Raw genomic sequence first — 12,303 nt, 5'->3', positions numbered from 1 at the left:
GATGATGAAGTTACTCATATTCCACATCGGTATGAATATCCATGCGCTACGGATGAAAAGAATAATGTCTTAGGGTCTTAAGTTTTAAAAACGGTAAGTAGTAGATAATCGCGATTAATTATACTTTGACGCATGTCTTGTTTCGTTGGACGAATAAAACCTAATACAATAATTTGTCTCGGTTTTTAGTTTATAAAGAGCAATCCAACTTAAAATTCCGTGTTCAAACCTATTAAATCAATTTTTGAAAAGCAGCATAAAACGCTCTGGAGTGTCTTACTACTGTTCATGACATTTCTGATGGTATCTTCATACATCCCTGTGGATTCCATTACTATTTCCAAAAAAGAGGCACTATCAACTACTACTGAAGTTGATGCAGAATCGTTGAAGCGTCATACCCTATTCCAAGCAAATTTAAATAGAGCTTTACGGGATTATTTTAAAATAGCCATAGATTCTGGTGATATAGTAGGCGCAGGAGTAAGTATCGTCTACGGAGATTCCATATTGGTTTCCGGCGGATTTGGTAAACGTGCTGTAGAAGAAAATGATTTTATAGATGGTGAAACGGTATTTCGATTAGGTTCATTGTCAAAAGGATTTGCCGGAGTGCTCATGGCTAGTTTGCAGGAAGACGGGAAACTGGATTGGAACGATAAAGTGGTAGACTACCTTCCGAGTTTTCAATTTGGTGACAGTGCCAATACCAAAAAAATAAAACTTTCACATATTCTCTCCCATACCGCTGGGACACCATATCATAGTTACACCAATTTGGTCGAAGCCGGTATTTCTGTTGAAAAAATTACCGAACGGTTCAAGGAGGTGGAACCTATTAGTGGCCCCGGGACCATGTATAGTTATCAAAATGCCATGTTCTCCCTTAGTCAAGAGGTGGCTAAAAAGGTTACGGGACAAGAAGTAAACGCGCTTCTAGACAACAGGTTTTTTAAGCCGCTTGGGATGACCTCTGTTTCTATGGAACATGATGTTTTGATGAATCAAAAAAATGTTGCGCTCCCACATTCCAAAAGGAATAACCATTGGCGCAGTTTACCGCTGACCGATAAGTATTACAATGCGGTCGTTGCAGGCGGTATCAATGCAAGTTCCTTGGATATGGCGAAATGGATGCGTTTCTTATTAGGACATCATCCAGAGGTATTAAAACCTAAAACCATTGAACAAGTTTTTGAGCCCTTTGTTGAAGTTAATTATAACAACAAATACTATCAACGTTGGCCCGATCATATACAATCGCACTATGGCTATGGTTGGCGAATTCATTCTTTCAAAAATGAGATATCACAACAAGAAAAAACCGTGTGGCATCATGGCGGTAGCGTAAACAACTATAGAAACGAAATTGCCCTTTATCCCGAGGATGATTTGGGTATTTGCGTATTACTTAACGGAAATTCTAGATTGGCACAAACCGTAATCCCCGATGTATACGCCATTGTTTCTGAAGCTTATAGCAACATCTATCATTAGGTCCACGTTTAGCTTTGAAATCTTTTTAATTCTCTTTGTCACTTCCTAACAAACAGAAAAAAGCACCACTCAGAACATAGTCATGTTCTAAGCGATGCTTCTTATTTTATTAAGCGATTAACTTATATATTTGCTGCCAACCAATCTCCAACTTCGCTAGTTTTGTAGGCTTTTGCTCCCTCCGCTAAGTCTTCGGTAACGATGCCTTCTGCGAGTGATTTATTTACTACATCTCTTATTGCTTGCGCCTCTTCCGGTAAGTCCATATCTTCAAATAGCATCGCCGCGGACAGTACGGTAGCCAACGGATTGGCGATATCCTTACCTGCTGCCTGCGGGTAGGAGCCGTGTATAGGTTCGTACAAAGACACTTTGCTTCCTACGGAAGAAGAAGGCATTAGTCCCATAGAACCGGAGATTACCGATGCCTCATCCGTCAAGATATCTCCAAAAAGATTGGCAGTAATCATTACATCATAAGCACTTGGCCATTGCACGAGTCGCATGGCAACGGCATCAACAAACTCGTAAGAGACTTCTACTTCCGGATATTCTTTTTCCATTGCCTGTACGGTCTCTCTCCATAATCTTGAGGATTCCAGAACGTTCGCCTTATCCACACAGCATAGTTTTTTTGAACGTTTCATGGCCATTTTAAAACCTTTATGCGCTAAGCGCTCTATTTCAAAACGTTCGTAGGTCATGGTGTCATAGGCAGTATTACCATCATCTTTTCTCCCACGTTCTCCAAAATAAACCCCCCCTGTTAATTCTCTTAAAATGATAAGATCAGTTCCTTCGATGCGTTCCCTTTTCAAAGGAGATTTATCTATTAAGGAAGGAAAGGTAAAGGTGGGCCGTACATTGGCAAAGAGGCCTAATTTTTGACGCATTTTCAATAAACCCTGTTCGGGCCTTACTTTCGCAGAAGGATCGTTATCAAATCTAGGGTGACCAATAGCACCGAAAAGAACAGCATCGGAATTTGCACAGATTTCGTGTGTTTCTTCTGGATAAGGGTCCCCTACGGCGTCAATTGCCGCTGCTCCCGTCAATGCGGGCTTCCAGTTAATCTCGTGATTATATTTTTTTGCGATTACATTACAGACTTTAACGGCCTGATCTATTACTTCTGGGCCAATTCCGTCACCGGCCAATAAAGCTATGTCTAATTTCATTTCGTATTCTTTTATCGTTGTTTGATGCTTGTAGTTGTCTGTTTAAAGCTATTTTTCTATATTATATTCAACATCTTTTCTGTGGCCTTAATCGCTGAAACCGTCTGGTCGGAATCTAAGCCCCTCGAGGTAAATTCCTTTTTGTTCAAAGACCAGGTAATGACGGTTTCGCAAAGGGCGTCGGAATTACTTCCGGGTGGTATTCTAACCGCGTAATCTATGAGCTCCGGAAGGGTAATTTTTTTGGATGCATATACTTTGTGCAAAGCATTCATAAAAGCATCATATTGCCCGTCTCCTTGTGCGTTCGCCTCAAATACTTCGCCATTTATTTCTACGGAAAGGGTAGTGGAGGGCATCAAACCTTTGGCGTGTGTTAATACGTAAGACTTTACGAATACTTTCTGTTGATGCGTCTCTGTATCCAACACGTCGGATATAATAAAAGGTAAATCCTCTTTGGTGACCCGTTCCTTTTTATCTCCAAGTTCAATGATACGCTGGGTCACTTTTTTTAACTCATCATCATTCAGTTTTAAGCCAAGTTCCTGCAAATTTTTCTGAATATTAGCCTTTCCCGACATTTTACCCAAAGCATATTTGCGCTTTCTACCAAAACGCTCTGGCATTAAATCACTAAAATATAAGTTGTTCTTGGAATCCCCGTCTGCATGAATGCCAGCTGTTTGCGTAAACACACTATCGCCAACAATAGGTTTATTGGCCGGAATGGACAGTCCGGCAAATGCAGATACCAGTTTGCTCACTTTAAAGAGCGAAGATTCGTTAACACCTATTTCTATTTCTGGCAGAAAATCGTTGATGACCGCAATGGCACTGGCCATAGGAGCATTACCAGCACGTTCACCCATACCGTTTACGGTAAGGTGTAAACCATGACAACCCGCCTTTACCGCTTCCATAACATTTGCAACACCTAAGTCATAATCGTTATGACCATGAAAGTCAAAATGAATTTTAGGATAGCGTTGTACGATTTCCTTCAGAAAGTCATAGGTCTCTCTATGAGTTAGTATGCCCAAAGTATCAGGCAATAAAATACGTTTTATAGGTTGTGTGGAAAGGAAATCCAAGAAATCAAAAACATAGGCTTTTGAGTTTCGCATTCCGTTGCTCCAATCCTCCAAATAAACGTTATTGATGATTCCTTTTTGTTTCGCTTGTTCAAAAACTGCTGCTATTTCCGCAAAGTGTTCCTCTGGGGTCTTTTTAAGCTGATGTTTTAAGTGATTCAAAGAACCTTTTGTTAATAGGTTCTGGGATTTAGCCCCAGCTTCCTCCATCCATTTTAACGAAACTCCTCCGTCTACAAAAGTCAATACTTCCACCCGGTCTAGATAATCCTTACTAGCGGCCCATGCCGTAATCTGCTGTACTGCTTGCAATTCGCCTTTAGAGACTCTTGCAGAAGCAACTTCAATGCGGTCTACATGAAGTTCGTCCAACAATAGTTTGGCCAGCGTCAATTTCTCCGATGCGGAGAATGAGACTCCGGAAGTCTGCTCCCCATCCCTGAGGGTGGTATCCATGATTTCCACCTTTCTTTTCATTAGTGTACTCCTTTGGTTGGAAATCTGATTTTAAAGTGGCGTAGTCTTAGCGAAAGATGTTATTTTTTCTTTGATGTTCAAAAGGTAATCGATGTCATCAAACCCATTCGTCATGTTATTTTTCTTGTAGTCATTGATATCGAAAGACTCACTTTCTCCCGTTGCCAATAAGGTAACCTTCTGTTCCGGTAGATTCACTTCTATTTCCGTTTTAGGGTCCGCTTCGATAGCAGCGAAAATCTTTTGCAGAAAAGTTGCACTAACCTGTACAGGTAGTACTCCTATATTTAGACAGTTACCTCGGAAAATGTCCGCAAAGAAGGAGGAGATAACACATCTAAAACCATAATCATAAACGGCCCATGCTGCATGTTCTCTTGACGACCCCGAACCGAAATTTTTACCGCCGACCAATATTTTACCACTGTACTTTTCATCGTTCAGTACAAAATCTTCCTTGATTGAATTATCTTGGTTGTAACGCCAATCCCTAAACAGATTATCACCGAACCCAACCCGTTCCGTAGCTTTTAAGAAACGTGCAGGAATTATCTGATCGGTATCTACGTTCTCTATCGGAAGTGGTACAGCGGTTGTTCTTAATATGTCGAATTTATCGTATGCCATTTTTTCTAGCTTTTTGCTATCGACTGTTTGCCTATAGCTTTAATTTAATATTTATTTGGATAAAGGCCAGTGGCCAATAGCTAAGAGTAAATTGGTTATGCCATCTCTTTTTCCATTAATTCTCTTGGATCGGTAACCTTGCCCGTAACAGCTGCCGCAGCGGCCACTAAAGGACTTGCTAATAGCGTTCTTGATCCTGGGCCTTGTCTACCTTCAAAGTTTCGGTTAGATGTACTTACGGCCAATTTACCCGGTGGTACTTTATCATCGTTCATGGCCAAACATGCAGAACAGCCTGGTTCGCGTAGTTCAAAACCTGCTTCGGTAAGGATGTCCAAAATACCCTCTTCCTTGATGGCACTTTCCACCTTGTGCGAACCGGGTACAAGCCATGCGGTAACGTTGTCGGCCTTTCTGCGCCCTTTTACGATAGAGGCAAATGCCCTGAAATCTTCAATTCTACCATTGGTACAACTTCCAAGAAATACGAAATCTATCGGTTTTCCGATCATGGTGTCGCCTTCATCGAATTTCATATATTCTAAAGACTTTTTATAGGTAGTGGCACCTCCTTGCACCGCATCGGCATTGGGTATGTCGTTAGAAATTCCCATGCCCATACCCGGATTGGTTCCATAGGTAATCATAGGCTCGATCAAGGAACCATCAAAAGTAAGTTCTTTATCAAAAATTGCATCTGGATCGGTGTAAAGGGTTTGCCAGTAGTCCATGGCCTTATCCCACGCTTCTCCTTTTGGTGTAAATTCCCGTCCCTTTACGTAATGGAAGGTCTTTTCGTCCGGAGCAATCATGCCACCACGGGCACCCATTTCTATACTTAGGTTACAAACGGTCATACGGCCCTCCATGGTCATATCCGTAAATACATCACCAGCATATTCTACGAAGTAGCCCGTTGCGCCAGAAGTGGTCAATTGTGAAATGATAAACAGTGCAACATCCTTGGGCGTTACACCATATTGTAGTTCTCCAGTAATATTGATGCGCATGCGCTTAGGCTTTGGCTGCATAATGCACTGCGTTGCTAGAACCATCTCAACCTCGGAAGTTCCGATACCAAAAGCGATAGCGCCAAAAGCACCGTGTGTAGAGGTGTGTGAATCCCCACAAACAATGGTGGCACCTGGTTGCGTTATTCCATATTCGGGACCCACAACGTGAACAATACCATTCTTTTGATGGCCAAGACCCCAGTAGGAAATACCATATTCATTGGCGTTTTCTTCCAACATTTTTAACTGGTTTGCAGACAAAGGGTCGGCTACCGGGAGATGTTGGTTAATGGTTGGGGTATTATGATCTGCGGTTGCAAATGTTTTTTCGGGATGCATTACCCTGATATTCCTGTTTTTTAATCCTAAAAAGGCAACCGGACTCGTTACTTCGTGCACCATGTGCCTGTCTATAAATAGTACATCCGGGCCATCCGTAATTTTATGTACAACGTGAGAGTCCCACACTTTGTCAAATAAGGTCTTTGATACGCTCATAGTATTCTTAATATAAGAGACAAATCTATTAAAACAAGGGGTTTTTTGGAAATTAACTGAAATTGAAATTACGATGTTCAAAAGCTAATGACGACTTTTAAATCAACTTATATAGTTCCAAACATTCTTGTATTTCACTAATTGGGCATAGCTGTGCCTAATAATCAAATTTTCTGGTTTCTCTAGGGATGGGTCGGCCTTTAGAAGCTTTAGAGCATAATAGCGAGTGGATTTAAGTATCTCGTTATCCTTTACAATATCCGCAATTTTTAAGTTAAGAATACCGCTTTGTTGCGTACCCATAATATCACCTGGACCACGCAGTTTTAGGTCTACTTCGGCAATCTCAAATCCGTCATTTGTCCGTACCATAGTCTCCAACCTCGTTTTTGCTTCTGATGAAAGTTTATGGCTCGTCATTAAAATACAAAAACTTTGGTCCGCTCCACGTCCAACCCGTCCCCGAAGTTGGTGTAATTGAGACAATCCAAAGCGTTCCGCGCTTTCAATAATCATAACAGAGGCATTGGGTACGTTAACACCCACTTCTATCACTGTGGTCGCAACCATGATTTGGGTTTCACCATTGACAAAACGCTGCATTTCATAGTCCTTATCTACGGGTTTCATTTGTCCATGTACAATGGATATCTGAAATTCCGGCATCGGAAAATCCCTCACAATACTTTCGTATCCATCCATCAAATCCTTATAATCCAAGGCTTCTGATTCTTGTATGAGTGGATATACAATGTAAACCTGTCTTCCTTTCTTAATTTCGTCTCGGATAAACCGAAATACTTTTAAGCGATTGGAATCATACCTATGTACGGTCTTTATCGGTTTTCTGCCAGGTGGGAGTTCATCAATAACTGAAATATCCAAATCACCATATAAACTCATCGCTAGCGTTCTAGGAATAGGTGTTGCCGTCATTACTAGGATATGAGGTGGAATTGCCCCTCCAACCGCCCCGGAGGGTAGACCTTTTAATGTTCTTTCGATTGTATGCAATACATCATCAATGGCATCGATTACCTCTTCATTTTTAAACCGTATTACTTTATAACCAAAATCATTGAGAATTTGAGTTCTCATAGTATCGGCTTCTTTTAGAGAGGGGTTGTCGTGATATCCTCCATCAACTTCAACAATCAACTTTTTAGAAATACATACAAAATCAACGATAAATTTATCTATATGATGCTGCCTCTGAAATTGACCATATGTTTGTTCTGTCTTCAACCTCTGCCAAAGTAACTGCGCTGCCTCCGAGGTTCGTTTTTTGTTTTCTTGTTGTAATTCTTTTAGTAGCCCATAGGTAGATGGTCTTGCTGTTTGGTATTTGTAATGAATTTCTTTTACTCTCCCTTTGGGAGGGGTTAGGGGTGGGCTACCTTTATGCCAAAGTTTAGATCGCTGTGCCACACCAAAACGATGTTGCTCATCAATTATGGCCAAACCTAAATTTTTAAATTTCACCTTATCTTCCAATAACGCGTGCGTACCAATCAGTATCTGAAGTTCCCCATTTTCCAGTTGTTCATGTATGGGTTTCCGAGCGGACTTTTTTACCGAGCCAGTCAACAGTTCGCAGGTTATCCCCGTATCTTTTAGCAATGCCGAAATACCGGTATAATGTTGATTGGCTAAAATTTCTGTTGGAGCCATTAAACAAGCTTGGAATCCATTATCTATAGCCAACAACATGGTCAATACGGCAACGATAGTTTTTCCGGAACCCACGTCTCCTTGTAATAATCGGTTCATCTGGGCATTGCTCCCCAAATCTGCCCTGATTTCCTTGACGACCCTTTTTTGCGCATTGGTTAATTCAAAAGGTAACTGATTTGCATAAAAATCATTGAACAGTTCTCCTACTTGGTCAAAATTATATCCTTTTATTCGCTGTTTGTGCAGCATGTTCTTAGCAATAAGCTGCATCTGCAGATAGAATAATTCTTCAAATTTCAAACGGAACTGGGCTTTTGCCAGTAGTTCCTGACTCTTAGGAAAATGAATATTGAATAGTGCTTCACTCTTGGATATCAATTTTAGTTCTTGTAAGAGCGCATCGGAGAGTGTTTCGGAAAACTTGCCCTTGGTCTCCAAGAAAAGTTGCTGCATTAATTTACTGATGACTCTATTGGTGACACCTTTGTTGCTAAGCTTTTCGGTCGATGGATACACGGGCTGCATATGCACTTTTAATCCCTGTTGGTGTTCCTTCAGTAGTTCTAGCTCCGGGTGAGGCATAGAGAAGACCCCGTTGAACCAGTTACATTTTCCGAAAATTACGTAGGGTGTATTGAGTTTTAAATTCTCTCGAATCCATTTTTGACCCCGAAACCAAACCAATTCCATTTCACCAGTGTCATCTTGAAATTTGGCTACAAGACGCGTTCCTTTCTTTTGCTCAACCGTCTTCAGATGAACTATTTTGCCAATAATCTGAACATCTGCATTACTTTTCTGTAGCTGGTTTATTTTATAGTATTGCGTCTTGTCTATGTATCTGTTGGGAAAAAGATTCAGTAAGTCTTGATACACATGAATACCCAACTCAGATTGAAGGCTTTCCGCCCGGTTAGGGCCAACGCCTTTTAGATAAGCAACTGGTGTTTGAAGAAAACCGGCATTCATTGCACGAATTTAGGGATAAGACCATTAACCCCCAAAGGGTATGGTCAAAAGCGATGTTGTACCAACGTAATCTTTAATTAAGGGCATATCAAAGCGACTATTGGTCTAAAGTGTTAAATTTGGTGTGTATTTTACCGGTACTACAAAATGAGACAGTGCTTACCTCTAATTTTTGTTTTTTTCTTTTGTGCGATAACGGCCCAGCATCAGGATAAGGTCGATTTTATTCGTGCAGATGTTAGTATTGAATTGATTCCGCAGGAAAAAAGACTAAAAGGCCTTGTAAGCTACCAATTAAAAATACTTGCGGACGTAGATTCTATATTCCTGGATGCTAAGAACATGCATTTCTCTAAAACACTTCTTAATGGGAATCCAATTAGGTCGGAAAATACACAACGTATCATCAAAGTGTACCATCAATTTAAAGAAGGAGAACAGTACGAATTGCTTTTACAATATGATTGCACACCAAAACAGACCGTTTATTTCCTTGGTTGGGATGATAACGTTGAAGGCAATGAGCAGCTATGGACCCAAGGACAAGGCAAATATACCAGTCATTGGTTGCCCAGTTTTGACGATATGGAGGAGAAGGTGGAGTTCGACTTGAGTTTTAAATCAAATCTTAATAAGCCTATTATAATTGCTAACGGCAGAATCAAGGAGGTTAAAAGTGATCATAAAGGAAGCACCATCACGTCTTTCGATATGAAAGAACCCATGAGTAGTTATCTTTTAGCTTTTGTGATTGGTGACTATAAAAAACAAGAGCTGCTTTCCGCTTCAGGGGTGCCTATTGAAAATTACTACTACCCAAAGGATAGTCTTAAGGCGGAACCTACCTATCGTTACACAAAAGAAATCTTCGATTTTTTGGATAAAGAAATCGGTTTTCCCTATCCATGGCAAAATTACAAACAGGTTCCCGTTCGTGATTTTTTATACGCCGGAATGGAAAATACCACGACCACTATTTTTTCGGATACCTATGTCATTGATTCTACTGCTTTTGTAGACAAGAACTACGTAAACGTTAACGCACATGAACTGGCGCATCAATGGTTTGGGAACTTGGTGACCGAAAAAGATGGTAATCATCATTGGCTGCATGAAGGTTTTGCAACCTACTACGCGTATTTGGCGGAGAAAGAACTCTTTGGTAATGACTATTATTATTGGAAATTATACGATACCGCTGTGCGACTAAAAAGCTTATCGGATAAGGGAGAAGGGGAGGCCTTGACCAACCCTAAGGCCAGTAGTCTTACATTTTATGAAAAGGGGGCCTGGGCATTGGTGATGCTTAAGGACCTAGTGGGAGAGGAGAATTTTAGAAACGGAGTTAAACAATATCTAGTCAAACACCAATATAAAAGTGTTACCATAACCGATTTTTTGAACGAAGTAGAACAAGCAAGCGGCTTTGACTTGTCAACTTTTAAGTCAGATTGGCTAGAGCGTACGGAGCTTCCTTTTGATAAAATGAAATCCTTCCTAAGAAATACTTCATCTTCCGTTAATCTCGTCTTTGCGATGGAAGATGAATTTCAAAGTATTCAAAGTGATGATTTGGATTATGAGCGGTATTGGAACAAAAGTGAATCGGTTCACTTTAAGAAATACCTCATAAAAGAGTACCATCGAATTTTACCTGAAGAATTAATTTTTAGTGCTTTTGAAACAGATACTATACCCGTTAGACAAACTTTAGCAGAGGTTTTATATCGCATTTCTGGTGCTCGTGCATCTTCAGAAGGTTTAAAGTCCCGCTATGAAACGCTTCTAGAAGATGATAGCTATCTTACTATTGAAACGGCACTAATTAACTTATGGTCTAATTTTCCGGAATATAGAAGTGTTTATCTAAATCGTACAAAAGACATTGTTGGCCTGCCCAATAAAAATGTACGCTTACTATGGTTAACGCTTGCCTTGGTTACTCCCGAGTATGGCGGTGTGGAGAAAACTAGATGGTTAAATGAGTTGGTGAAGTATACTTTTTCTACTTACAATCCGGAGGTAAGACAGTTGGCTTTTCAGTATTTAACGAATATCAATGCAATGAATGCTAGTGTTTACCGACAACTCATAAAAGCGACCAATCACCATTCGTGGCAATTTCGGAACTTTGCAAGACGTCTTTTGGATGAAAAACTGGAAGATGACACTAGTAAAATGGAAATTCTAAATGCAGCTAGAGAACTAAAGCGTGATGATTTACGTTATCTAAAGACCAAGTTAAATTTACCATGAGAGCATTAGTCATTTCAGGAGGCGGAAGCAAAGGAGCCTTTGCCGGCGGAGTGGCCCAGTTTCTAATACAAGAATCGGGCAAAAAGTACGACCTTTTCGTAGGAACCTCTACAGGTAGCTTGCTTATTTCGCATTTGGCTTTGGGTAAGGTTGATAAAATCAAGGAAATCTACTCCAACGTAAACCAAAAGACCATATTCAATAACTGTCCGTTCGTAGTTCGTAAAAAATACGGCATCAATGAAATATCCATAAATCATTGGAACGTGCTTAAGAATCTTATCCGAGGAAAGAAAACCTTTGGAGAAAGTGAGAATCTTAGAGACCTCATTAGGAACAGTCTTACGGTGGCCGAGTTTAAGGAACTTCAAGAAAGTAATAAGGATGTTGTGGTTACGGTCTCCAATTTGTCTTTGAACCAAGTAGAATATAAGTCTATAGACGAGTGTACTTATGATGAATTCTGCGACTGGATTTGGATTTCATCTAACTATACCCCATTTATGAGTTTGGTACGTAAAAATGGATGCGAATATGCCGATGGTGGTCTGGGCAGTATCGTGCCTATAGAAGAGGCCATAAAAAGAGGCGCCACAGAGGTAGATGTTGTGGTATTACATACCGAAGTGAATTATATGAACCGCATGCCTTCAAGGAATCCGTTTGAACTTTTAACCACTATGTTAAGCTTTATTCTGGACCGTATTGAAAATCAGAACATACGTATAGGAAAATTAGTGGCCAACCAACATAATGCTATTATTAACCTGTATTATACGCCGACCATATTAACCACAAATTCTCTCATATTCGATAAAGATAAAATGACATTGTGGTGGAAAAGGGGGTATCTGTACGCTAAGAATAAAAATGAGGAAACCAACCCAATTGAGCCGAATGAGAATGAATAACTTTTGTAGTCGGTAGTTATTAGCTAGTAGTCTTTTGTCAGTATTTAATAGTTAGTAATCAGTAATCAGTAATCAGTAAGTAGTTTGAAGTAGGAAGTAAACAGTAGGC

At 40.3% G+C, this 12,303-nt stretch carries 8 protein-coding genes; 3 read left to right on the top strand and 5 right to left on the bottom strand.

All coding sequences use genetic code 11. The annotated features are described in order from the left end of the window. Positions 1-288: 288 nt before the first annotated feature. Entirely contained in the window at positions 289-1,497 is a 1,209-nt protein-coding gene (locus tag EJ994_RS05820) for a serine hydrolase domain-containing protein (protein WP_126591604.1), read from the top strand. Positions 1,498-1,619: 122 nt separating this feature from the next. Here EJ994_RS05820 and leuB read toward each other — a convergent pair whose 3' ends face one another. The 5 genes from leuB to EJ994_RS05795 form a co-directional block, all read right to left on the bottom strand. Further along, entirely contained in the window at positions 1,620-2,675 is a 1,056-nt protein-coding gene (gene leuB, locus EJ994_RS05815; protein WP_126591603.1) for a 3-isopropylmalate dehydrogenase, read from the bottom strand. Positions 2,676-2,731: 56 nt separating this feature from the next. Continuing rightward, positions 2,732-4,246 carry an alpha-isopropylmalate synthase regulatory domain-containing protein gene (locus EJ994_RS05810; protein ID WP_126591602.1) on the bottom strand — a complete coding sequence of 505 codons (1,515 nt, stop codon included), beginning with the start codon at positions 4,244-4,246 and terminating at the stop codon, positions 2,732-2,734. Between the two features lie 30 nt (positions 4,247-4,276). Next, positions 4,277-4,873, bottom strand: coding sequence for a 3-isopropylmalate dehydratase small subunit (gene leuD, locus EJ994_RS05805; protein ID WP_099574692.1), 597 nt, complete (start codon positions 4,871-4,873; stop codon positions 4,277-4,279). Positions 4,874-4,968: 95 nt separating this feature from the next. Further along, positions 4,969-6,384 carry a 3-isopropylmalate dehydratase large subunit gene (leuC, locus tag EJ994_RS05800; RefSeq protein ID WP_126591601.1) on the bottom strand — a complete coding sequence of 472 codons (1,416 nt, stop codon included), beginning with the start codon at positions 6,382-6,384 and terminating at the stop codon, positions 4,969-4,971. A 102-nt stretch (positions 6,385-6,486) separates the two neighbouring features. Further along, the gene (locus EJ994_RS05795) at positions 6,487-9,027 is read right to left on the bottom strand and encodes a DUF559 domain-containing protein (protein WP_126591600.1); all 2,541 of its coding nucleotides are present in this window, start codon (positions 9,025-9,027) and stop codon (positions 6,487-6,489) included. A gap of 147 nt (positions 9,028-9,174) precedes the next feature. Here EJ994_RS05795 and EJ994_RS05790 point away from each other — a divergent pair, with 147 nt between their 5' ends. Both EJ994_RS05790 and EJ994_RS05785 read left to right on the top strand, forming a co-directional pair. Next, positions 9,175-11,283, top strand: a complete 2,109-nt coding sequence (locus EJ994_RS05790) for a M1 family metallopeptidase (RefSeq protein WP_126591599.1) — start codon at positions 9,175-9,177, stop codon at positions 11,281-11,283. Next, complete coding sequence (locus EJ994_RS05785) at positions 11,280-12,194, top strand: patatin family protein (RefSeq protein WP_099574688.1); 915 nt, start codon at positions 11,280-11,282, stop codon at positions 12,192-12,194. Before EJ994_RS05790 ends, EJ994_RS05785 begins: the two co-directional genes overlap by 4 nt. Positions 12,195-12,303 lie beyond the last annotated feature (109 nt).

It is taken from the genome of Maribacter sp. MJ134 (assembly GCF_003970695.1).
Lineage (GTDB): Bacteria > Bacteroidota > Bacteroidia > Flavobacteriales > Flavobacteriaceae > Maribacter.
This window is presented reverse-complemented; position numbering and strand designations above follow the sequence as displayed.